This window comes from Hyphomicrobium sp. 802 (genome assembly GCF_000526135.1).
Lineage (GTDB): Bacteria > Pseudomonadota > Alphaproteobacteria > Rhizobiales > Hyphomicrobiaceae > Hyphomicrobium_B.
Map to the genome: position 1 here is coordinate 33675 of NZ_JAFM01000001.1, position 23100 is coordinate 56774.

General features: G+C 59.9%; 19 protein-coding genes. 4 read left to right on the forward strand and 15 right to left on the reverse strand.

The genetic code is table 11. The features are described 5' to 3' along the window. Positions 1-45: 45 nt before the first annotated feature. On the forward strand, positions 46-1218 hold the full coding sequence (locus HYP802_RS0100185; protein ID WP_013949966.1) for an FIST N-terminal domain-containing protein: 1173 nt from the start codon (positions 46-48) through the stop codon (positions 1216-1218). After that, on the forward strand, positions 1215-2582 hold the full coding sequence (locus tag HYP802_RS0100190; RefSeq protein WP_013949967.1) for a hybrid sensor histidine kinase/response regulator: 1368 nt from the start codon (positions 1215-1217) through the stop codon (positions 2580-2582). The genes HYP802_RS0100185 and HYP802_RS0100190 overlap by 4 nt, the downstream gene beginning before the upstream one ends. Positions 2583-2605: 23 nt before the next feature. Here the strand turns inward: HYP802_RS0100190 and HYP802_RS0100195 are convergent, their stop codons facing one another. The 11 genes from HYP802_RS0100195 to HYP802_RS0100245 form a co-directional block, all read right to left on the reverse strand. Beyond that, positions 2606-3277: a response regulator transcription factor gene (locus tag HYP802_RS0100195; RefSeq protein WP_013949968.1), complete on the reverse strand. Its 672-nt coding sequence runs from the start codon at positions 3275-3277 to the stop codon at positions 2606-2608. A 242-nt stretch (positions 3278-3519) separates the two neighbouring features. Next, the gene (gene hrpB, locus HYP802_RS0100200; RefSeq protein WP_013949969.1) at positions 3520-5988 is read right to left on the reverse strand and encodes an ATP-dependent helicase HrpB; all 2469 of its coding nucleotides are present in this window, start codon (positions 5986-5988) and stop codon (positions 3520-3522) included. A 51-nt stretch (positions 5989-6039) separates the two neighbouring features. Further along, positions 6040-6714, reverse strand: coding sequence for a ribulose-phosphate 3-epimerase (gene rpe, locus HYP802_RS0100205; protein ID WP_024274910.1), 675 nt, complete (start codon positions 6712-6714; stop codon positions 6040-6042). Positions 6715-6738: 24 nt separating this feature from the next. Beyond that, positions 6739-7614 (reverse strand): phosphoribulokinase, encoded by an 876-nt coding sequence (locus HYP802_RS0100210; protein ID WP_013949971.1) that lies wholly within the window; start codon positions 7612-7614, stop codon positions 6739-6741. Positions 7615-7646: 32 nt separating this feature from the next. Continuing rightward, positions 7647-8690: a class 1 fructose-bisphosphatase gene (locus HYP802_RS0100215; protein ID WP_013949972.1), complete on the reverse strand. Its 1044-nt coding sequence runs from the start codon at positions 8688-8690 to the stop codon at positions 7647-7649. 212 nt (positions 8691-8902) lie between these two features. Then, on the reverse strand, positions 8903-9637 hold the full coding sequence (locus HYP802_RS0100220; protein ID WP_013949973.1) for a proteasome-type protease: 735 nt from the start codon (positions 9635-9637) through the stop codon (positions 8903-8905). A 28-nt stretch (positions 9638-9665) separates the two neighbouring features. Beyond that, positions 9666-10478, reverse strand: coding sequence for a transglutaminase family protein (locus HYP802_RS0100225; protein ID WP_013949974.1), 813 nt, complete (start codon positions 10476-10478; stop codon positions 9666-9668). A gap of 10 nt (positions 10479-10488) precedes the next feature. Next, positions 10489-11436, reverse strand: a complete 948-nt coding sequence (locus HYP802_RS0100230) for an alpha-E domain-containing protein (RefSeq protein WP_013949975.1) — start codon at positions 11434-11436, stop codon at positions 10489-10491. A gap of 7 nt (positions 11437-11443) precedes the next feature. Continuing rightward, complete coding sequence (locus HYP802_RS0100235; protein ID WP_029670667.1) at positions 11444-12838, reverse strand: circularly permuted type 2 ATP-grasp protein; 1395 nt, start codon at positions 12836-12838, stop codon at positions 11444-11446. Between the two features lie 199 nt (positions 12839-13037). Then, on the reverse strand, positions 13038-14228 hold the full coding sequence (locus HYP802_RS0100240) for an MFS transporter (protein WP_013949977.1): 1191 nt from the start codon (positions 14226-14228) through the stop codon (positions 13038-13040). Positions 14229-14365: 137 nt separating this feature from the next. Then, complete coding sequence (locus tag HYP802_RS0100245; protein ID WP_013949978.1) at positions 14366-16042, reverse strand: formate--tetrahydrofolate ligase; 1677 nt, start codon at positions 16040-16042, stop codon at positions 14366-14368. Positions 16043-16374: 332 nt separating this feature from the next. Here HYP802_RS0100245 and HYP802_RS0100250 point away from each other — a divergent pair, with 332 nt between their 5' ends. Continuing rightward, on the forward strand, positions 16375-17529 hold the full coding sequence (locus tag HYP802_RS0100250; RefSeq protein WP_035575609.1) for a cyclic nucleotide-gated ion channel: 1155 nt from the start codon (positions 16375-16377) through the stop codon (positions 17527-17529). Positions 17530-17615: 86 nt separating this feature from the next. Here the strand turns inward: HYP802_RS0100250 and HYP802_RS23760 are convergent, their stop codons facing one another. From HYP802_RS23760 to HYP802_RS0100270, 4 genes are all read right to left on the reverse strand, one after another. Beyond that, a complete protein-coding gene (locus tag HYP802_RS23760) occupies positions 17616-17777 on the reverse strand; it encodes a hypothetical protein (RefSeq protein WP_013949980.1) in 162 nt (53 codons plus the stop codon). Between the two features lie 220 nt (positions 17778-17997). Further along, positions 17998-18822 carry a protein phosphatase 2C domain-containing protein gene (locus HYP802_RS0100260; RefSeq protein ID WP_244420935.1) on the reverse strand — a complete coding sequence of 275 codons (825 nt, stop codon included), beginning with the start codon at positions 18820-18822 and terminating at the stop codon, positions 17998-18000. Further along, complete coding sequence (locus tag HYP802_RS0100265; RefSeq protein ID WP_013949982.1) at positions 18794-19612, reverse strand: FHA domain-containing protein; 819 nt, start codon at positions 19610-19612, stop codon at positions 18794-18796. Before HYP802_RS0100265 ends, HYP802_RS0100260 begins: the two co-directional genes overlap by 29 nt. Positions 19613-19723: 111 nt before the next feature. Continuing rightward, positions 19724-20353 carry an FHA domain-containing protein gene (locus HYP802_RS0100270; RefSeq protein WP_244420936.1) on the reverse strand — a complete coding sequence of 210 codons (630 nt, stop codon included), beginning with the start codon at positions 20351-20353 and terminating at the stop codon, positions 19724-19726. A 297-nt stretch (positions 20354-20650) separates the two neighbouring features. Here HYP802_RS0100270 and HYP802_RS0100275 point away from each other — a divergent pair, with 297 nt between their 5' ends. Next, complete coding sequence (locus tag HYP802_RS0100275) at positions 20651-23002, forward strand: serine/threonine-protein kinase (protein WP_013949984.1); 2352 nt, start codon at positions 20651-20653, stop codon at positions 23000-23002. Positions 23003-23100: the final 98 nt, after the last annotated feature.

Here is a 23100-nt window from a genome sequence, read left to right on the forward strand (position 1 = left end):
GGTTAAGCGGCTCGCGTCGCGATGCGACCGAGGAAGCCGAGTCAAATGTCGACAAAAACCACTCGTGCCGCATGTGGCGTTCGCGTGGTGGCGAGCACACTTTCCACCGAGGAAGCCGTTTCAGCCGCACGCGCCGAACTTGCAGATGGTGTCTTTCAACACATCATCGTTTTCTTTTCGATCAAGCATGACCCAGAGGTTCTCCTCAAGGCGCTGCAGCAGAATTTTCCGGACGTCACCGTTTCGGGTTGCAGCACCGCCGGTGAAGTCGGCCCGCTCGGCATGACGCAAGGCGGGATCGTCTTCATCGCGTTCCCTGAGAAGGGCTTCCGAGTGATGAGTGAAGTTATCCCGGACATCGACAAAGGCGGCGTGGAACGCGCTTCTGAAATTGCGCGGCGCTTACGGGTGCAAATGATCACCGGCGTTTCGCGCGCGGCGAAAGAAAACATCTTTGCGCTCGTACTCGTCGACGGATTGTCCGATCGAGAAGAACCGCTGACGGCGGCGCTGCATTGGTCGCTCGAGGACATGGAACTCTTGGGCGGCTCTGCCGGCGACGGATTGGCGTTTCAGCGTACCGCCCTCATTCATCGCGGCAAGCTCATCCGGCGCGGCGCCATTCTATTCGTGATCGAAACATCCACACCATTTCGCGTTTTCAAGACGCAGAACTTCGAACCGACTCCGATCAAGCTTGTCGTTACGGCCGCGGACAGTGAACACCGCATTGTCTACGATCTCAATGCCGAACCTGCGGCCAGTGAGTATGCATCTGCCATTGGCGTATCACTTGACGATCTCGGTCCGTTGAGTTTCGCGACTTATCCGCTCGTCGTAAAAGTGGGGGGAGAGTATTACGGCCGCGCAATTCGCAACATGAACCCGGATGGGAGCTTATCGTTCCTTTGTGCAATCGACGAAGGTCTGGTTTTCACCGTCGGACGGCCGCGTGATATGGTTCAATCCACGTTGGAAACGCTCAAACAAGTTGATGCCGCGTTAGGCGGCATCGATTTCGTTCTCGGGTTCGACTGCTTCTTGAGACGGATCGATGCCGAAACCGGGCAACTCCGCCACAAAGTCGAGGAAATTTATGACCGATATGGACTTGCTGGCTTCCAGACTTATGGCGAGCAGTTCAATGCCATGCACCTCAATCAGACTTTGACGGGCATAGCGTTCTCAAAGCCGCACGGTAGAATTGAACCGCCATGAACGACGAAGAGGATCCGGCAGAGAAGTTGCCGACGCGGCAATCCGACCTTCGTCGCGCCGTAGACAAGCTTCGTAAGATTAATGCGGCGCTGATGAAGCGTGTTGAGCATTCGATGGATCAGCAGGCGAGTTCATTTTCGCTGTTTCAGACGGCGATCAATCAGGAAGCGCAGATCAGACGCCGGACGGAAGAACTCAACCTTGCACTGACGAAGCTGGCGCATACCAACATCGAGCTGAGCCAAGCGCGAGACGAGGCCGAGCGCGCCAATACCTTCAAGACCCGCTTTTTCACAGCCGTCGGGCACGACTTGCTTCAACCGCTGCACGCGGCACGCTTGACGCTCTCTGAGCTGACCGATGCGCAGCACGAGGCCGACAACAAGCGCCTCGCTCACAACATCTCGCACGCGCTCGTCAGCATCGAGGAGCTTTTGACCAGCATCCTCGATATCTCGAAACTCGAGGCTGGCGTCTTCGTTCCGAATATTCAGACCGTCGTTCTGGAAGCGATCTTCGAACAGGTCGCCAACAGCCTTGAGCCCGTGACGCGGCGCAAGGGTCTGCGTTTCCGCTGGCGGCCGACGGATCTGGCCGTCCGCTCCGATCCTCTCATGCTTCGCCGGATCGTGCAGAACCTTCTCGCGAACGCCGCACACTACACCGAACATGGCAGTGTTCTTCTGGCGGCCCGTCCGCGCGGCAAGGAGGTCGTGATCGAAGTGTGGGATACGGGTCCCGGCATACCACAGCAGGAGCAGTATCGTATCTTCGAAGAATTCCAGCGCGGCACCGCATCGGAGCGTTCGGGCGGCACGGGCTTCGGGCTGGGGCTCGCGATCGTACGGCGCATGGTCGATGCCCTTGGGCACCGCCTGGAATTACAATCGCGCGTCGGTCATGGCTCTCGATTCTCGGTCTACGCGCCATCCGCATCGACCCCGAAGAGACCGCTGCCGCTCACCGATGCCGTCAAGGACGAAACCGATTCCTTGGTCTCGCGGCAGGTCATCATCGTCGACGACGATCTCGACGTGCTGACGGCCATGCAGTCGCTGCTGACGCGTTGGGGGGCCGATGTGCGCCCGGCGAGAGATCTTGAGGATGTCAGCGAAATTCTTTCCGACCCGGAATTTTCGCCGGCCATCGTGCTGGCGGACTATCACCTGAAGGAAGGCCATTTCGGCATCGATATCGTGCGCAGCATTCGCAACCGTCTCGAGGTGGACATTCCCGCCATTTTGATCACAGCGGATCGCACGCAGGACGCAGCGGAGGCGGCGTTACGCTCGCACTGCGAATTGCTTCTAAAGCCTGTTCGTCCGGGCGAATTGCGGGCGTTGATGAAGCACCTGCTCGGCTAGACGATTGGCCGGGATGCGTTAGGCTATCCGCCGTTCGCATCGCCAAGAATGATGCTGAAATCGATTTTCTGGGCTTCGATCACGGCCTGCGTGCGCGAGGATACATTGAGCTTGCGCAAGATTTCCGAGACGTGAGCCTTTACTGTCGTTTCTTCGATTTGAAGCTCGTGGGCGATCTGCTTGTTCAGCAAACCCTGGCGCAGCATCTTGAGAACGCTCAGCTGCTTCGGGGTGAGCGTTCGCAACCGCCGCACGACATCGTCGCGCGTTTCGGACGTCGGTATCTCCGGCGGCCGATAGCCTTTTGGCAGCGTCAGCGAGCCCTCAAGGACGTCTTTGATGGCTGCTGCGATCTCCCCACGGTCTGCCGACTTCGAAATGAAGCCTGCCGCGCCGTAGCGCATCACGTCTTGAACGATGCGAGGATCTTCAAGGGCAGAAACGACAACGATCGGAAGACGGGGATACAGCGTCCTGAGTTCAAGCAGGCCATCGAAGCCACGAATGCCGGGTAGGGCGAGATCAAGCAGCACGACGTCGAACGGGATGCCGCTGTCGAGCTGAATTTTCGCCGCCTCAATCGAGATTGCAGAATTGGTGGTGGTATCGGGAAATGCGCTCGTGATCGCTCTTTGCAGGGCTTCGACAAAGAGGGGGTGATCATCAACGATCAATATGTGCGCCGGCACAGACAAGTTTTACCTCCAGAATGCCATCGAAGCCTTCTTGCGAAGGTTCAATGTTGGGGTCCGAGAGCCGCTATCCTGCGGCAAACGAACGCAGAATTGTCTTTAACTCCTGAAGGTATTGAGCAACAAACAGGACTTTGGTCGTACACGTCTTCGACATGACACGAGCAATAGTTAGGACGCAGATTAACTACGCTCTAATCACGGCGCCAGCACCTGTCGTTTTCAACGAAGGTAAACTTGTAGTGTCATCCCTTACGCGGCTTGGCGCGCGCCGTCGGCAGAGCCGTTGCGGGGTCCTCGGGCCAGACGTGCTTGGGATATTGCCCGCGCATATCCGCCCTGACCGCACGCCATGAGCCCGCCCAGAAGCCCGGAAGGTCGCGTGTAATCTGAATCGGACGGTGTGCCGGCGACAGCAAATGAAGCGTAAGCGGCAAACGGCCACGCGCGATCGCAGGATGCTCCTTGAGGCCGAAAAGCTCCTGCACGCGAATGTGCAGCGCCGGGGCATCATCCGATTCGTAGTCGAGCGGATGGCGGTTGCCGGTGGGCGCGGTGAAATGCGTCGGCGCTTCATCATCGAGGCGGACGCGCATTTGCCGCGGCAGCAGCGCATTGAGCGCGGTCTCCAGCGTCTCGGCGTCAACGTCCGTCGTTCGCGTTTTGCCGAGCAGGAACGGCGACAGCCAATCGTCGATGGTCGACGCGAGAGCGGCATCAGACAAGTCCGGCCAGGTTTCATCGTTGCGGCGGAGAAACGAGACGCGATTGCGGAGCTGAAGCTGCGCTTTCGTCCACGGAAGTGCTGCGACACCGATATCGGCAAGGCCGCGAGCAAGCACGGCCATAACGTCATCGCCGTCTTTGACCGGACGCGTTTCGCTTTTCAGAACGATAGCGCCAAGGCGGCGGGCGCGCCGGGCTCGAACCGCGCGGGCATCCTTATCAAAATAGATCTCGTCGCGAGATTCGATCGCATCGGAAGCGATCGCTTCGATCTCGGCCTCGTCGGTCGCGAGCGCCAGCATGATGCGTGTCGCGGCTGCACGGCCCTGCAGCTCGGCGACGACAACATATTGCGCTGACGCCAAGTGCTGGTGCTCGTCGATCTGACCGGCTCGGCCGTTTGCAAGCAGAAAGCTACCGCGTTTGCCGCGGCTCTTGGCGATACGTTCAGGATAAGCAAGCGCCAGTAGAGCGGCCGGCGACTGCGCGCGACTTTCACGTAGGTCCGTCGAAGCCGTGCGCGCCCACTGACGCGCGAGTGCACGCATGTTTTCTGCTCGCTGCGAACGGTCGCGGCGGAAATTTTCGAGGCGCTGTGCAAGGTCGATGTCGTTGCCGCCGATGCCGCGCTCGACAAGGATTGCGGCGATCTCGGCAGCGAGGCTCGCGTTGCCAAGCTCACCGGCTTTCATGATCATACGCGCCAAGCGCGGCGGTAACGGAAGCATGCGCAGCCGCCGGCCTTCGCTGCTGATGCGTCCATCGGGATCAAGCGCCCCGATGGCTTCCAGACCGGCGCGGGCCGCAGCGAGCGGGCCCTCGGCCGGAGGATCAAGCCAAGAGAGCGTACGCGGGTCGTTCGCACCCCATTCGGCGCAATCGAGCAGTAAACTCGAAAGATCGGCGGCGCGAATTTCCGGATCGGCAAAGGGCACAAGACCTTGCGTCTCAGGTTCGTCCCACAGCCGATAGCACACGCCCGGTTCCGTTCGTCCAGCCCGCCCGCGACGCTGATCGGCTGAGGCGCGTGAGACGCGAACGGTCTCAAGCCGCGTTATGCCGACGTCCGGCTCATAGCGGGGAACGCGGGCGACACCGCTGTCGATGACGACGCGGACACCGTCGATCGTTATCGACGTTTCGGCGATCGACGTCGCCAACACGATCTTGCGACGACCAGGCTTCGCCGGAGAAATAGCGCGGTCCTGCGTCGCCGGGTCCAAGCCGCCATAGAGCGGAACGACATCAACGTTCGACGGCAACGCCTGATCCGCCAAACGCTCCGCGACGCGTGCGATTTCGCCTTGTCCAGGAAGAAATACCAATATCGACCCCTGCTCGCTCGAAACCGCGCGGCGCACTGCTCCAACGACGTCGTCCTCTAGTCGTGCGGGGCTTCGACCGAGGTATCGCGTCTCGACAGGGAACGCACGCCCTTCGCTTTCGATGATGGGCGCTTCGCCCAGCAGCTTAGCGACAGATCGCGTTTCAAGCGTCGCCGACATCACGACGATCTTGAGATCGGGCCTGAGCGCCGCACGCGCGTCTAGTGCCAGCGCCAGCCCGAGGTCGGCGTCGAGTGAGCGCTCGTGAAACTCATCGAACAAGACGGCGGCTACGCCCTTCAGCTCTGGATCATCGAGGATCATGCGCGTAAAGACGCCTTCCGTGATCACTTCAACAGCGACACGCGGGCCTGTCCTGGAATTGAGGCGGGCACGCAGCCCGACATCTTCACCGAGACGGCTGCCGACTGTCGCCGCCATGCGCTCGGCGGCAGCCCGCGCGGCGATCCGCCGAGGTTCGAGCACCAGGACCTTTCCGCCCGCGCGCCATGGCTCATCAAGCAACGCGAGCGGGACGCGCGTGGTCTTACCTGCGCCGGGTGCGGCAACGAGCACGGCTGCGCCATGCGTGCGAAGCGCCGCGCGCACGTCACCGAGCGCGGCATCAATCGGCAGGGTTTCGGCGAAAGAGCGATCAGTCATAGGCGGTGGACATACGCCAGCGCGGCGACAAATCAAGCCGGTTAGCAGTCGCTAAACCGCCGACGCAGCAGCTTTTCGGATCACCTCGATGTTGGTGCGATAGCTGGCTTCGGTGCCGCCCTTGAACACAGCCGAGCCAGCGACGAGCACATTGGCACCGGCTTTGGCGACGAGCGGCGCGGTTTCCGGCGTAACGCCACCGTCAACCTCGATATCAATCGGACGATCGCCGATGAGGGCTTTCACCCGGCGGATCTTCTCGACAACGGCAGGAATGAACGACTGACCACCGAAGCCCGGATTGACACTCATCAGCAAAATCAGATCGAGGCGATCGAGGACGTATTCGATGACGCTTTCGGGCGTCGACGGATTAAGCGAAACACCGGCCTTCTTGCCGAGCGCGCGAATGGCCTGGAGAGACCGGTCGAGATGCGGACCGGCTTCGGCGTGAACGGTGATGATGTCGGCGCCAGCGGCTGCGAAATCAGCCAGATACGGATCGACCGGCGCGATCATCAGATGGACATCGAAAACCTTTTTCGATGTTCCGCGCACCGCTTTGATGACAGGCGCGCCGTACGTGATGTTCGGCACGAAATGACCGTCCATCACATCGCAGTGAATCCAATCGGCGCCGGCGGCATCAACCGTCCGAATCTCGTCGCCGAGCTTGCTGAAATCGGCCGACAGAATGGACGGGGCAATCAGGAGAGGGCGTGACACAAGCTACCTTTCGAAGGAGTTCGTTCAAATGACGCGACGGCGCCGCTCGACGAGCTGAAGAATGAGTGGCGTCAAGATCAACTGCATCGCGAGATCAAGCTTGCTGCCGGGGATCACGATGGAATTGGCGCGCGACATGAAGCTATCGTGGATCATGGACAGCAGGTACGCGAAATCGATACCACGCGGTTCCTTGAAACGAATAACGACCATCGATTCATCGTTGGTCGGAATCCAGCGCGCGACGAAGGGATTTGACGTATCGACGGTCGGTATGCGCTGGAAGTTGATATCCGTCTCTGCGAACTGGGGGCAAATGTACTGAACGTAGTCGGGCATCCGCCGCAAAATGGATTGCGTCACTTCTTCAGTCGTGTATCCGCGCTCAGTCCGATCGCGTCGAATTTTTTGAATCCATTCAAGGTTTATGACCGGGACAACACCAATCTTGAGATCCGCGTGTCGCGCAACATCATGTTCGGGCGTAACGACGGCACCATGTAGCCCTTCATACAAAAGGAGATCGGTGCCAGGCTCGATATCTTCCCACCGCGTGAACGAGCCAATCGGTGTCCCATACGTGTTCGCCTCGTCTTCGTCGTGGACGTAGTGGCGATAAAGCCCCTTTCCGCTTTCCGCATAAGTGCGAAACAACTTCTCGAGGTCTTCGATAAGGTTTGCCTCGATGCCGAAGTGGCTGAAATTATGATTGCCGCGCTTTGCTGCGGCCTTCATCGCTTTTTCCATGCCGCAACGGTCGTAGCGATGAAAGGCGTCCCCCTGGACGAACGCCGCCTTTACCTTCTCACGATGAAAAATGTAGTCGAAGGTTTGCTTAACCGATGTCGTCCCGGCCCCGGAGGAACCGGTGACGGATATGATCGGATGCTTAATGGACATGGATGGGACTCGATGCGCCTCTGTTCATGGAATTAGGGTGAAGCTCTGAACAGGCCTCGGCGGCCGAAGAGCGGCGAATGATCTCCCTTGAACTCCTGACCACTATAGATGCGCATCACTCGGTCTACCTCATCTCGTGAACCGCAGATCAGCGGCGTCTTTTGATGCAGAGCCACCGGAATAACGTCAAGGACGCGTTCTCGTCCCGTCGTCGCGCGCCCACCCGCCTGCTCCACGATCCATGCCAGCGGATTGGCTTCATACATCAGGCGAATGCGGCCCTGATGGAAGCCTTTTCGGCGATCTCCCGGATAGAGGTAAATGCCGCCGCGCGTCAGGATGCGGAAAACGTCCGCAACTGGCGAGCCCGTCCAGCGCATGTTGAAATCGCGGCCGCGCGGACCATTGGCGCCATTTTCACAGTCGTGGATGTAAATGCGGATTGGATCGTCCCAGTGGCGCGCGTTGGAAGCATTGATCGCATATTCCTGCGCCTCGGAAGGAATAGAAACGTTGCGCGTCGTCAGATGGTAAACCTGTGTCGCCCGATCGAGCGCGAAGATCTGCGTGCCGTGCCCGACCGTGAGCGCCAACACCGTCTGGGGACCATACACGAAGAACCCGGCGGCCAGCTGGTGCGAGCCGGGGCGCAAGAACGCCGCCTCACCCTCCGCCGACGGATGACGCGGCAGGATCGAGAAGATCGTACCGACCGAAACGTTGGCTTCGACGTTCGATGAGCCGTCGAGAGGATCGGTCGCGACGAGCAACGGCGCATTTCTTTGCAGCGTGATCGGAAGTTCTGCTTCTTCGGAGGCCAAAGCCGCGACAGGAACCGCGCCCAAGGCTTGAACCATCAGATCATTGGCGAGGATATCTATTTCTTTCTGCTCGTCGCGCTCGCCAGCGCGCGCGACGACCCGACCCAACCGATGATCGAGCGCGCCGCGGCCAATCAGTTCCGAAAGACGGATGCTGGCATCGGCGATGGCAAGCACGGTTTCCGAAACTTGGCCGCGCGTACGGCCTTCCAGCGTCCAGTTCGAAAGATATTCACTAAGCGTCGGGAGACCCATTATGCCCTTCCAGCGCCCGCCTGCCCTGATGACCCGCGCTTAATCTAACCGTAAGTGGCAGTGAGAATCGAGACAGCACTTTCTTCAAACCCGTGCATAGGCGCGCACTGCCGCACTTTTGCTGGGGTGCAGCATAGATTTCTCGGCGCGCAGAGTTGTAGGCGCGGAGGGCGCATTCAACTGTTAATCAAAAGCGCAAATTATCCGTTGGTTCAGACGTCGAACTCTTCGATCTTGGAAAAGGCTTGCCGCAACGCGTCCGACCAGGCGTTCGAGAGATTGCGGAAATATTCGTCGTCGGCGCTGATGCGTTTTTCGCGTGTCACGTCGAAGGTATCTCGTTCGTAGATGACAAGGTCGATCGGCATGCCGACCGACAAGTTGGAGCGTAAGGTCGAGTCAAACGACAGCAGCATCAGCTTGGCTGCCTCACCGAGGCGCATGTCGGAGCGCGCGACGCGGTCGAGGATTGGCTTGCCGTACTTATGCTCACCTATCTGGAAGAATGGCGTGTCATCGGTCGCCTCGATGAAGTTGCCTTCCGGATAAATCTGGAACAGGCGCGGGCGCTCGCCCTTGATCTGGCCGCCGAAAATGAAATTGGTGTTGAAGCCAAGCTTGCTGGCCTCAAGCGCAGCTCCGTCGATACTGCGCGCCTCGCGCACAGCGTCTCCGACCACGCGGGCGGCGCGGTACATGTTCGGCGCCGTGAAGAGAGTCGTCACCTCATCGTCGGTCTCTTGCGAGAGATGTTCGTTGATCAAGCTGACAACCGCCTGGGTCGCCGCGAGATTGCCGGCGCTCAGAAGCACGAACACGCGCTCGCCCGGCTGCCGCCAGAGCTGAAGCTTTTTGTACTGCGCGATGTTGTCGACGCCGGCGTTGGTCCGCGTGTCGGCTGCAAACACGAGGCCGCGCTCCAGGCGGAATGCTACGGCGTATGTCATGCAATCGTCTCCGAAGTCGGCAGGGCCGCTATTGTTGCTGGCTGCTCTGCTGCTGAACTTCGACGATGACGTCAAGCTCTTCGTTTGCAACCCCTCGGCGAGAACCACGAATTGGAGCCGCAAAAGTCGCATCAAGGCCGGTTGCCAGGCGTACATATTTTTCGGTCGGGCAGACGCCATTCGCCGGGTCGAAGCCGACCCAGCCTAAGCCCTCAAGCCAGACTTCCGCCCAGGCGTGGTTAGCATCGGCGGGTTCATCGCCCCCCGTCAGCAGGTAACCGCTGACATAGCGGGCCGGAATGCCGATTGACCGCGCCGCGGCGATGAAGACATGGGCGTGGTCCTGGCAAACGCCTTTGCCTTCCGCCAGCGCTTCGGCAGCGGTCGTATGCGCACCGGTGGAACCGATCTTGTAGTCGATGGCGTCGCGGACGCCATGCATCAGGTTGTGCATGCCGCGAATGTCGGCCTTGGCTCCGGCATCCTGCTGGAGCGCTATAATATCCTCGGTCGCCATCGTCTTGGGGGTGAAGCGGCGGTAGACGCGTAGCGGGGCCGGGTCCATCAGTCCGCGCACGATTCCGGCGCGATCTTCGGTATCCACGACGCCCTTGGCGATAATCAGCGACTCGGAATGCTCTTCGGTGCAACTCGCGAGATGCACCATATTGCCGAAGCCATCGCGGAACGGCTTCACCGCATCGACGCCGGGGGCGCTGATGCGCCATTCGATGACACGCTGGCCTTGAAACGACGGCGGCGTGAGACGGAGCGCGAGAATGGAATACTTCGTCGGCTCGCTGTAGACGTAACGCGAAACATGCCCAATCGAAATACGCATCGTCGGAGCCTCAATCGCTGAAGTGATAGGCGGCGGAGATCTCGTTACCGAGCTTATTGTTGCGGGCAATGAAGTCCTGCACGAACTCGTGCAGGCCCGATTGGAAGATATTGCGAATGTCGGCCTCCAGCAGAAGGTCGCGGGTGGATTCCGCCGTCGTCTGACAATCGTGACGAGCGCCATAGAACACCGCGAGATCGCGGAGCGCCAACGTCAACTCATCGTAGCACGAGCGCAACGACCGCGGCATCTGCCGATTGAGGATCATGAAATCGGCGATCTTGAGCGGCCGATAGTGATCCTTGAAAACCCAGCGATAGCTACGATGCGCCGAGACGGAGCGAAGAAGCGCCGCCCACTGATAGTTGTCCTTTTCGCTGCCGACCATCTCGCTCGACGGCAGGAGATGATAGTACTTCACGTCGAGAATGCGCGCGGTGCTGTCGGCGCGCTCGATGAAGGTGCCGACCTGACTGAAATAGAATGTGTCGTTGCGCAAAATCGTGTTCAACATGGCGCCGCGGTAGAGCGCCGAGCGTGAACGCACCCAATCGAGAAGTTCAGGAAGCGAATTCGATGTGATCGCCACCGGGCGAATGGCGGAAAACTCCAGCCACGCACTGTTCAGGCTTTCCCACATTTCCCGCGTCAGGGCAGTGCGTTGGGCACGGCCGTTGCGGCGCGCTGCAGCGAGACACGATGCAATGCTCGACGGATTCGACGTGTCGAAGAGCATGTAGTCAATGACGTTCTGCGAGATCAGCTCGCCGTGACGCTGCACATAGCCTTGCAGGCACCCGGCGCTCTCGAGCGTCGATCGCCATTCCTCGTGAAAGCCTTCGCCCTCGCGCGGTAGCAGCACAATGCGGTAGCCAACCTCAAGGAGGCGCGCCATGTTTTCTGCGCGCTCGATATAGCGCGACAGCCAATAAAGGTCGTTTGCGGTACGTCCAAGCATTCCGAAGCTATTCCTGCAGCACCCAAGTGTCCTTCGTGCCGCCACCCTGACTTGAATTGACGACGAGCGAGCCTTTCTTCATGGCTACGCGCGTCAGTCCTCCGGGCATCAAGCGCACCTGATCGCCGATGAGCACAAAGGGGCGCAGATCGAGATGCCGAGGCGCCACGCTGGTATCGGCGAGTGTCGGGCAAGTCGATAGCGAAAGCGTCGGCTGGGCGATATAGTTTTTGGGATTGGCAATCAGCTTGGCGCGAAATTCCTCGATCTGCTCGGTCGTCGATTTCGGACCGACGAGCATGCCGTATCCGCCAGAGCCGTGGACTTCTTTGACGACGAGTTCAGCGAGGTGATCCAGAACGTATTTCAGGCTGTCGGGCTCGCGGCAGCTATACGTCTCGACGTTGGGCAGGATCGGCGCCTTGCCCGTATAAAACTCGATGATCGCCGGAATGTAGCTGTAGATCGCCTTATCATCGGCAATACCGGCGCCCGGTGCGTTGACAATCGTCACCCGGCCCGACCGGTAGACATCGAAGATGCCCGGCACGCCCAGAAGCGACGTCGGTTCGAAAACGAGCGGATCGAGGAAGTCATCGTCGACACGGCGATAGAGCACGTCTACGCGCTTCAATCCCTCGGTCGTTTTCATGCGCAATAGGCCGTCAATCACAACGAGATCGGAGCTTTCGACCAGCTCGACGCCCATCTGATCGGCGAGGAACGAGTGCTCGAAATAGGCGCTGTTGTAGACGCCCGGCGTCAACAGAGCGATCGTCGGCTCGGCATCGAGATTGCCTGGCGCAACGCTTTCGAGCGTCTTCAAGAGTGCGTCGGCATAATTATCGACGGGGCGCACGCGGTTGCGGCTGAAGAGGTCGGGAAAGAGATGCATCATCGTCTCGCGGTTCTCGAGCATGTACGAGACGCCGGACGGGGTGCGCGTATTGTCTTCGAGAACCATGAACTCGTTTTCGCCGGTGCGGACGAGATCGACGCCGATGATGTGGCTATAGATTCCGCGCGGCGGGTCGACGCCGATCATCTCCGGCAGGAAGGCGGAATTCTGGACGACGAGTTCCTCGGGGATCTTACCGGCCTTCAGGATCTCCTGGCGGTGATAAATATCGTACAGGAAGGCGTTGAGCGCGCGAACGCGCTGTTCGATCCCAAGTTCGAGGCGCCGCCACTCGTCGGCGGAAATGATGCGCGGCAGAATATCGAAGGGGATCAGACGCTCGCCGGCTTCTTCTGCACCGTAGACCGCGAACGTAATACCCGAGCGTCGGAATAAAACCTCGGCTTCAGCAGATTTCTGTCGGAGCGTATCGAGGTGTTGGACACCGAGCCATTCAGCGAATGCTTTATACGGTGGCCGCACCTCGCCGCCAAAGCCGTTCATTTCGTCGAATGGCGCGCCCAAGTCCACCCTCCCGTTTAACGAGTCTTTTCGGATCGGCATCGCAAAGCCCAGGCCAATTTACGCGAAGCCCGGAATTGCTGCATCTGTCTATTCACATCAGCATCTATTTGCTTCCGAAATATGCACCTTCGGCCAAGTCCCGCATAAAATTGCGGCAGCGCAGTCCGGTGTAGGGCAATCAGGTTCCTGCCTGACCAGCGACCTCGGGAATGGTGACCGCCGAGCGGGCCTTCAATCCCCACGCGGTGGCGACGCCAAGAAGCCCCATCGATGCGCCAGCCATCAGCAAAACCCACGTTGATCCCAATCCCGCCAAGCCGATGCCATAGACGACCGGTCCGAAGGCTTGCCCCAAAAACATGAAGAATGCATGCATGGCGACGGCCGATCCCCTGTTATGGGGAGCTAGTTCCGTCGCCTGCGTCTGCAGCGAGTTATGGATCATGTAGAAGCCGACACCAACGATGAGGAACGTCGCCATCTCGCGTGGCCACGACGTTCCCAAAGACAGAAGCGCTAGACCAATCCCCGAGACGATGCCGCCCGCGAGGATAAGCTTGTAAAATCCAAGCCGGCCGAGCATCAGGCGGACGAGGGCGGTGTAGACGAAGCCGCCAAAACCGAAGCCAGCAAGCACGAAGCCGGCTTCTTTCAAGCCGCCTGCGCCGCGCTCTTCGAGAAGAATTGCGACGTAGGGAAACAGTCCGAAAATCACGATACCCTCGGCGAAGACTGCAGCGAAGCAGACAACCGAGCGTGGATTTGCAAAGACAGCGCGATAGCCGTCGATAAATTCCTTGAGGCTCGGGGCCTGGCGCTGAACGCCGGGAGCCGGGCGCAATTGCCAAAGCGTGACGACGAATGCAATCAGCGCCAGCGACGTCGCGCCGGCGGTGGCGACACGCCATCCAAACATCGAAGCGATGAGGCCCGAGCCGATCGAGCCCGTTAACTGTCCCGCTATGATCGCCGTCAGAACACGCGAGAGCGCAATTTGGCGTTCGGACATCGGAAAGCGATCGCCGACGATGGCAAACGCTAAAGGTATAATGCCGCCAGCAGCCGCGCCGCCGACGAGCCGGGCCACGGAAAGCGACGCGAATGTCGGAGCGAGCGCCGAGGCCGCAAGGCACAAGGCGAGCACGGCAAGCGCGATCTTAATAATGCGAGCCTTGCCAAAGGCATCCCCAAAAGCGCCGAGGACCGGCTGGGCTAGAGCATAGGGAAAGGCATAGAGAGACGCCAGCATCGCCACCGAGGCTGTGTCAATGGCGAGATCGCGGGCAATATCGGGCACGACGGGATCAACGATCCGCATCGACATCGAGCTGACGAAACAACTGGTGGCCAGGATGGCGAGAAGGCGCATTCGGGATCGATTGTATGGATCGAAAAGTGCGGACTTCCTAACAGAAGCGGGACAGATCGCGGTACGACCTGCCCCGTATGGCTGATATGTATCAGAATGGGCAACTCCGCTACGCGGAACCTGCCGAATTTCTTGGACTAGAACAGACCCTGGATCTGGCCCTTGTCGTCGAGGCGGATCGAGTCGGCCGCCGGCACCTTCGGCAGACCCGGCATTGTCATGATCTCGCCGGTGACGACGACGACGAATTCCGCGCCAGCCGAGAGGCGAAGCTCACGGACCGGGACAATGTGACCGGTCGGCGCGCCGCGCTTCGAGGGGTCGGTTGAGAAGGAGTACTGGGTCTTTGCCATACAGACCGGCAGATGGCCGAAGCCCGCGGCCTCCAGGTCCTTGAACTGGTTCTCGACGCTGGTGTCGCAGGAAATGTCGGCCGCGCGATAAATTTCGGTTGCGATCGTCTTGACCTTGTCGCGCAGCTTCATGTTGTCGGGATAAAGCGGCTTGAAGTTCGCCTTGCCCTCATCAATCACCTTAACGACGTGGTTGGCCAGCGCTTCGGTGCCCTTGCCGCCTTCGGCCCAATGGGTGCACAGGAATGCCTTCGTACCCATGCTCTCGGCGGCCTTCTGCACTTCAGCGATTTCCGCGTCGGTGTCGGTGATGAATTTATTGACCGCGACGACGGCCGGAACGCCGAACTTGTTGACGTTCTCGATGTGACGCTTGAGGTTTTCGCAGCCCTTGGCGACGGCAGCGGCATTTTCGGCCTTGAGGTCGTCCTTGGCGACGCCGCCGTGCATCTTCAGCGCCCGCACCGTTGCAACGATAACGACGACCGATGGCGCGATACCGGCTTTACGGCATTTGATGTCGAAGAACTTTTCGGCGCCGAGATCAGCGCCGAAACCGGCTTCGGTCACGACGTAATCAGCGAGCTTCATTGCGGTCTTTGTCGCAAGCACGGAGTTGCAGCCGTGGGCGATGTTGGCGAACGGGCCGCCGTGGATGAAGACCGGATTGTTTTCGAGCGTCTGCACGAGGTTCGGCTGTAGCGCGTCTTTCAGCAGCACCGTCATGGCGCCGTCAGCTTTCAAGTCGCGCGCGCGAATGGGCTTCTTGTCGCGGGTGTAGGCGACGATGATGTTACCGAGGCGTGTTTCGAGATCCTTGATGTCGCGCGACAGGCAGAGGATCGCCATGACTTCCGACGCCACCGTGATGTCGAAGCCATCTTCGCGCGGGAAACCATTCGAGACGCCACCCAGCGAATTGACGATCGAGCGCAACGCGCGGTCGTTCATGTCGAGGACGCGCTTCCAGCCGATACGGCGCTGGTCGATTCCGAGCGCGTTGCCCCAATAGATGTGGTTGTCGATCAGCGCCGACAGCAGGTTGTGCGCGCTGGTGATGGCGTGGAAGTCGCCCGTGAAGTGCAGGTTGATGTCTTCCATCGGCACGACCTGGGCGTAGCCGCCGCCCGCCGCGCCGCCCTTCACGCCGAAGCACGGTCCGAGCGAAGGCTCGCGCAGTGCAGCGATGGCCTTCTTGCCGATATAGTTAAGACCGTCGCTCAGGCCGACGGTCGTCGTCGTCTTGCCTTCGCCGGCAGGCGTCGGGCTGATGGCCGTCACGAGGATGACCTTGCCGTCCTTGTTGCCTTCGATCTGCTTGATGTACTCGGAAGAGACCTTGGCCTTGGTCCAGCCATAGGGAACCAACGCCTCGGCGGGCACACCGACCTTTGCCGCGACTTCGGCGATCGGTTTCAGCTTCGCTTCGCGCGCAATCTCTATGTCGGACTTCACGGTCACGGATTTTTCCTCCTAGAAATCTTTTTTTATTGGGTGAAAAACTTATGTGCTTGGAGCGGATGACGACGTTCAGTTGTGGTCGTGAAATTGCCAAGCGCCTATGCACGAATCTCGGATAGGTGATCAGCAATATCTATGCGCTGATGCCTCAGTTGGCGCGATGACGCAAGGTCTACTCAACGTCGCGGGGGTTGTGAATTCTTCGCAAGCGCGATGCCGGATCATGATGCACTGCGATGACGCGGAGCCTGGGGAAACGCTCTCTATACGTACGAAGAGGGGAATTCGTGTTGCAGGAACGAACAGACCGAATTGCGGACGCGTCCCATGCCGTGCGGCATAAGACTCTCCGGAAACGAATTTACGAAATTATCGAAACCGGACAGGGCGACGACAAGGCGAGCAAGCTCTTCGATAGCTTCATTGTCGTTCTTATTCTGCTGAACGTCGCCGCATTCGTCGCCGAAACGGTGCCATCGCTTGAGGCTGCTTGGCGGCCCTGGTTTCATTGGTTCGAAGTGTTTTCCGTAGCGATCTTTACTATCGAATACGGGCTCCGACTTTGGACTGCTACCGAAGTGCCGTATCTCAACCGAAAGCACCCGTGGAAGGCGCGGCTCAATTTGGCGTGTCATCCCGCGCTGATCATCGATCTGTTGGCATTCCTTCCATTCTATTTGAGCGCGATCGTGTTGATCGATCTGCGTATCCTCAGAACGCTGCGGCTGTTGCGGTTCTTGAAACTGTCGCGCTACTCGCCGGCGATGTACACGCTGATCCGCGTGCTTTCGAACGAGCGCAAGGCGCTAGCGGGCGCTGGCCTGCTTCTGGCAATGGCTCTGCTCTTCTCTGCGACGTTGATGTACTACATTGAAGGAAACGCTCAGCCGGATAAATTCGGGACCATTCCAGAAGCAGCCTGGTGGTCGATCGCTACGCTTACGACGGTTGGCTACGGCGACGTGACGCCCATTACTGCCCTGGGCAAACTCGTTGGTAGCGTCACAATGGTAATGGGTCTTTGTATCCTCGCATTGCCTGTCGCCATCATCTCGACCGGCTTTGCCCAAGAACTGCAAAGGCGGGACTTCGTGATTTCCTGGTCTTTGATGTCGCGTGTGCCTCTACTGGCGCGTCTCGACGCCAAAGAAGCTTCTGAAATTATGCCGTTGTTGGAAGCGCACAACCTGCCGCCGAACGTCGAAGTCGTGAAAAAGGGTTCTCCGGGCGACGCTATGTATTTCATCGCGTCGGGACGGCTTGAAAAGCTCGAGGACGGTCAACGCCACGTCTATTCCGTCGGCGATGTTTTCGGTGTGGAGACGATGTTTGAAAACAGCGCGCATGGAGAGGCTATCATAACGTCGTCACGGTGCCGCCTGCTGAAGTTGCAGCGCGAGGATTTTCATCGGTTGGCATCGAAGCAGCCGCGTGTTGCCTCGCACATCCGCAGGCTTGCGACCGGCGATCTCCGTGAGGCCTCCTAGACGGCGGGCGATCCAACGCGTCTCGACATAAAAAAACAGTGGGCTTGCGGCCCACTGTTTCCATGAAACTCGAAATGCTTCGAGACTTACTTCACGGTGCAGGACTTCGTCTTTTTGTCCCACGTGCCCTTCGCCTTTTTGCAGGCAGCCTTCGTCTTCGGGGCGTCGGCGGCGTTGGCCACAACCGGAGCCGCAACCGACAACAGAAGACCGGCCATCACAGCAGCGCTCAAAATCTTGGAAATCATAAAGTCTCTCCTTCGCATCTCAGCCGGCCATTGCGGCCGGTCAGCCAAGGCTGAATACGGAAGGTTCTTTGCCGGTTTCTGGCGGCCAGAATACATTTGCGTAAGGTTGCAACGCGCGCTGATCAAATTCGCGGAAACAGAATGAATTATTGCTTGTGCTCAAGCAGATAATTCTCGCCGAAATTTCAATGGGCGACGACAGCGCAGCAGGCTGAAATAATCAGCCCACGGCTCTTACGACCAGGACGGTCGCATTATCCTGATATGGCTCACGGATCGCTTCGATCGAGCGAATGATGGCCCTGGCGACCGCCGCCGCGCCGTCTTTCGCGTAACCCTGGATCAGGCGGGCGATCTCATTCGTTTCGAGAGTCGCTATGCCGTCGCTCGCCAGCACGACATAATCGCCGGGTTCGAGTTTCAACGGCTGGCGGGAAACGTCCAACAGGTCAATTTCCTCGCCCGTTACGGCTGAGCGCAGCATATGCCGCCGCGGGTCGTGACGTGCCTCTTCGGCCGTCAGCTTGCCTTCGGCAACCATGCGATCGAGTTCGGGCGCGAGCGAGTGATCCTCGTTCAGAAGCGCGACCTCGCCGCGGCGGAAGAGGAACAGCGGACTGTCCCCGACGCTCACCCATTCCACACCGAGCGGACTGAAGGCGGCGCCGATCAGCGTCGAGCCCATCCCGGCGAGCAGCGGGTTCTCTGCAATCTTCGTTGCGAGGGCGGCGTTGGCGGCCCCCAGCCCGGCAATGAGCCTCTCGCTCACCTCGCCTTTCGCAGCGGAGGCGGATTGCAGGAAATGATCGCACACCATCTGGCTTGCGAGCGCACCTCCGGTATGGCCACCCATGCCGTCGGCAAGAACGGCCAAACCGGCGCGGTCGTAGCCCGGCCCTTCGCTCGACAATACGACGGGCTCACCGCCGTCCGATAGAAACGCGGCTGTATCTTCCTGATAGTCGCGAGCTCCGCGCGTTGCGGCGACTGCATGCTCGAACGGCGGCATTCGATCCTTAAGCTTCGGAAATCTCTGACCAGTCAAAATCGCTCCCGCAGAACGGCAGGAAAGCGACTTGCGTGCGCCCGAGCGTTATGACGTCCATCGGCTGCAGCGGCACAGGGCCTGCCGGTCGCTTGTCGTTCACAGAAACGACATTCGTCTTAGCAAGATTTGGCACGAAGAGGAAAGTCCGATCCGTCGAATCATAGCGCAGGTAGGCTTGCGCCTCGTTCGAGATGGCATCATCGCCGAAATCCAGCGGAATCCGGTTGTCGCGCGAGCGGCCAAGCGTGTTGTTGCCCTCGAAAATCGGGCGAAAAGAGCCAAGGCCGGGGCCGCCGACAACGATCAGAAAGCCGACGACGGGGTCGCGCTCGAAAACGCCGTGCTCGATTTTCTGCTTGCCCCGCACCAAAACCGTGCGGGCCGGAGCCTCGGTATCAAGCTCCGCCTCGACTTTCCGGGGTTTCGAAGGTTCGGCACGGAGGACGCGCGTGGTCGGCGGCGAGTCGGCTTCTTTTTCTTTCGGCAGCCCGAAGCGTTCCGGAATTTTGGGTTCGGGACCGATCCGGGCAAGGCGGGCGGCCTCTTCGGCGCTCAGACTGTCAGATGCCGCTGCCACGGGAACGGGTTTTGACTCATCGCTCCGAGCGGCCGGAACCGGAGGCAGCGCAACCGGCTGAACCTGAGCGGGGGCCGCGACCGCCGCGGCTGGAGCTGTTTCGTCGCGACCGGCAGCCATCAGTGCATCCCTCAATGAGCCCAGAAATTTATGAGGCTTACCGCCCTTCGCTTCGTTGCCTGCGGTGGTCTCGCCCCGTTCGATTGCCATCGACACATCTCCCTCTGATTTCGACAGGCGCAGATTTCCGCCGAATCGCGCCGCAGCGTTGAGATACGCATGAACTGGAACCTGGACAGAACCTTGGCGACAACGCGAGTATTACCTGGCGCCGGCACGAAAACGCAGCTTTCCCGGGCCAAGCTGGATGAGGTCGCCATCGTGGAGGCGGGCTTCGCAGCAGCGGCGGCCGTTGACGATCAAGCCGTTGCTCTCGACGCCCGTTAAATCGGTGATGAGCCAATCATCGTGATCTTCGCGATGAATGGCAGCGTGATAGCGGTGCACATAGCGGCTCGGAATGCGAATGTCGTTATCATCCTCGCGGCCAATTCTCAGCATATCGCGCGGAATTGCGCATCGCATGCCGCGACCGTTCTCGATTTCGATAAACGGCATGCGGCGCGGAATGGCCGGCCCGTGCCCGACGTCGGCATCGAAAGCATCGGCGCGGCCGGGCTTTGGCTTGTAGATGCGCGTGGCGTCTTTTGAACGGGTGAGCGGTTTCGATAGCCGGAGCAAGCCAGCGACGATCGGCAGGGCGATGGCGAGCATCAGGCCAACGGTCAAAGCGGGCGCAACGCGATAGCTGTCATGAAAAAGAGCGTTGAGGCGCGTCGCGATCGGGCCGGATGAACCAAGCAAATCGTTTGCTGCGCCGTGCGACGACAGCAATGTCAAGACTGCCGCCGGAACGAGAATCGCCGTACCGGCTATAGCGACTCGTTTCAAACGTGACCGCGCGTGCATCATGATGATTCGGGTTCCCATCGCGCCAGGCAGATTTGGTGAGGAGATGTCGGCGGCAACATGGCTGGAAAGCGACACCGTGAGGATTTATTCATCAGTGGTTCATCACCCGTCGATACGCCACATTCTTGCGCAATGGGTTCAAAACAGAGACAACAGGGTGCTGGCTCGTTGAGAGGCCAGGACAAAACGCGCAGCTAGCTCCGTAGATCGTTCTGCAGCGAGGTGCAGAACACAGGACAGATCATCACCAGCGCGGACGGCCCGCGCACGAGGACAATGACGCAGCTTGTCGCTTTACCGGACGGCACAGAACTCGCGGGCGATTACAAAATCGTCCGGGTTCTCGGTGCGGGCGGTTTTGGCGTCACGTACCTCGCCGACGAACCGGAGCTGACGCGCAAAGTCAGCATCAAGGAATATTTCCCGAGCGATTTTGCGCTGCGCACCGAAAACCTCGAAGCGACGCCGCGGTCAGAAAGTTGCACCGGCGATTACAATTGGGGTCTCGACCGCTTCATCGAAGAAGCGCAGACGCTGGCGAAGTTCGATCACCACAACATCGTCAAGGTGCATCGCATCTTCCGCGCCAACAACACCGCCTATATGGTGCTGCGGTTCGAGGAAGGCAAAAGCCTTAAGAATTGGCTGAAGGATCTGGGCCGCGCGCCGCGCCAGAAGGAACTCGACCAGATCGTAGCGCCGCTACTCGATGCGCTTGAGGTCATTCACAAAGCGGACTTTCTGCACCGCGATATCGCGCCCGATAACATCATCATTCGCAACACCGGCGATCCGGTGCTGATCGACTTCGGCGCGGCGCGTAGCGACATTGCTGCGCATTCAAAGACGAAGACGGTGTCGGCGCTCGTGAAGCCCGGCTACAGCCCGTATGAGCAGTATGCCGAGACGAGCCGCCAACAAGGGCCGTGGTCGGATATCTATGCCTTCGCCGCGACGCTCTATCATGCGGTGACCGGTAAGCGGCCGCCCGACTCGCCGTCGCGCATGCTGAAGGACGAGATGGTGCCGGTGCGCGACGCGGCGCTGGCGAGCTATCGGCAATCATTCCTGACGGCCATCCAGCAGGCCCTGGCACTTTCCGTCGACGCGCGGCCGCGTTCGGTTGCCGAATGGCGTGGGGCATTGCTTTCGCCGGATCCGGAGAAGCCCGGGCTTTTCCAACGCCTGCGAGAGAAGACCGAAGTCCGCCGCAAGCAGGAAGACGAGAAGCGCGCAACCGAAGCCATCATCAATACCGCAGTTCCGCCGCCTCCCGATGCGCCCGGTCCGAAGGGCGGCATGCTCGATTTCGTCGAGTCGCTGAAAGAGCCTTCCGCCGCGAAGAACAAGGGCAAGAGCAAGGCTGCTCCGCCGCCCGCGCCGTCTGCTGCCGCGAAGAAGTCAGCTGCCGCCGAAAAGGCGAAGGCGCGAGCTGAGAAAGCCAAAGCGGACAGGGCCAAAGCCGCGGAGAAGCTGCCACCATTACCGCCGCCAGCGCGTCCGCAACCTGAGAAAGCCAAATCGAAGCCGAAGGTGCGCCCCAACCCGGACGTCGGGCGCAAGCCGTTCCTGCGCCGGCTGACGACGCGCGCCATCATTGCGGCAGCGCTCGCGGGCGTCGTGTTTGCATTCCACGATCGGATTCCGCAGCTTCTATCGACGCATGTAAGCGCCATCACGACGGGAACGATTTCGAAACCGGTTGCCGTCAATCCCGATCCCGCGCTGACAGAAACGGCCGAGATCAAGGCTTACGATGCGCCAGTCGAACGGCTGGCGCTGAGCGGCGATGGCCGTCTGATCGTGACAGCCGCGCACGAGGCGCAGCTTAAAGTCTGGTCCTACGATACGCGCTATCAGCTCGGCACGATCCAGCTGGAAGATGGTCCGGCCGTATCGCTTGCCGTGCGCAACAATCGCGTCGTGACCGGCCATGCCAACGGCGCCGTCGACATCTATGACCTCGACAGCAAGCGCCGTCTCTTCCGCTTCAAGCGCAACGACGCAACCATCTGGGCCGTCGATTTCATCGCTTCGGAGGATCGCATCGCAACCGCCAGTCACGACTGGATGGTGACGCTGTGGGAAACAGCCTTCCAGAACGCTCCTACTGCGGTGCTCGAAGGGCATGAGAATGCGGTGCAGGCGCTCGCGGTCGATCCATCGGGTCGTTGGATTGCATCGGGCGGCGCGGACCGGACCGTGAGGATCTGGAGCGTCGAGACGAAAGACTCGCGGCGGCTCTATCGCAACAATTCCGATTTCATTTCGGCGCTTGATTTCTCGCCGGATGGGTCGTTACTCGCGACCGGCAGCCTCGACGGTACTGTGAAGCTGCTCTCGATGAATTCCTATCGCATGCAGCGGACGCTCGGCGGGCACAATGCGCGCATCACCTCGCTCGCGTTTTCCGGTGTGGGCGATCTGCTGGCGTCCGCGTCCGAAGATGGTGTCGTGCGCGTCAGGAGCCTGAAGCGCCCCCGCAACTATCTGCCGTTGACGGGACTGGGATCCGGCGCAAAGACTGTCGTGTTCTCAAACGATGGGCGCACACTGCTGACCGGCGGACAAGACGGCGTCATCCGGCTCTGGTCATTGCCGGGAGCGCAACTCGCCCAGCGCAACTGAAGCGCACCTTTGCTTGCGGGTGTCAGACGGCTTCGCTAGATCACATGCAAATGCTTGTGGGCTGCACGATGGAGCCAAAGGGCTGCCATCATTCGTCC

Bases quoted from the DNA above. Each gene is read 5' to 3' on its own strand.
- HYP802_RS0100185 (WP_013949966.1), top strand. From the start codon at position 46: ATGTCGACAAAAACCACTCGTGCCGCATGTGGCGTTCGCGTGGTGGCG.
- HYP802_RS0100190 (WP_013949967.1), top strand. From the start codon at position 1,215: ATGAACGACGAAGAGGATCCGGCAGAGAAGTTGCCGACGCGGCAATCC.
- hrpB (WP_013949969.1), bottom strand. From the start codon at position 5,988: ATGACTGATCGCTCTTTCGCCGAAACCCTGCCGATTGATGCCGCGCTC.
- HYP802_RS0100210 (WP_013949971.1), bottom strand. From the start codon at position 7,614: ATGTCCATTAAGCATCCGATCATATCCGTCACCGGTTCCTCCGGGGCC.
- HYP802_RS0100215 (WP_013949972.1), bottom strand. From the start codon at position 8,690: ATGGGTCTCCCGACGCTTAGTGAATATCTTTCGAACTGGACGCTGGAA.
- HYP802_RS0100220 (WP_013949973.1), bottom strand. From the start codon at position 9,637: ATGACATACGCCGTAGCATTCCGCCTGGAGCGCGGCCTCGTGTTTGCA.
- HYP802_RS0100225 (WP_013949974.1), bottom strand. From the start codon at position 10,478: ATGCGTATTTCGATTGGGCATGTTTCGCGTTACGTCTACAGCGAGCCG.
- HYP802_RS0100230 (WP_013949975.1), bottom strand. From the start codon at position 11,436: ATGCTTGGACGTACCGCAAACGACCTTTATTGGCTGTCGCGCTATATC.
- HYP802_RS0100235 (WP_029670667.1), bottom strand. From the start codon at position 12,838: ATGAACGGCTTTGGCGGCGAGGTGCGGCCACCGTATAAAGCATTCGCT.
- HYP802_RS0100240 (WP_013949977.1), bottom strand. From the start codon at position 14,228: ATGCGCCTTCTCGCCATCCTGGCCACCAGTTGTTTCGTCAGCTCGATG.
- HYP802_RS23760 (WP_013949980.1), bottom strand. From the start codon at position 17,777: ATGATTTCCAAGATTTTGAGCGCTGCTGTGATGGCCGGTCTTCTGTTG.
- HYP802_RS0100265 (WP_013949982.1), bottom strand. From the start codon at position 19,612: ATGGCAATCGAACGGGGCGAGACCACCGCAGGCAACGAAGCGAAGGGC.
- HYP802_RS0100275 (WP_013949984.1), top strand. From the start codon at position 20,651: ATGACGCAGCTTGTCGCTTTACCGGACGGCACAGAACTCGCGGGCGAT.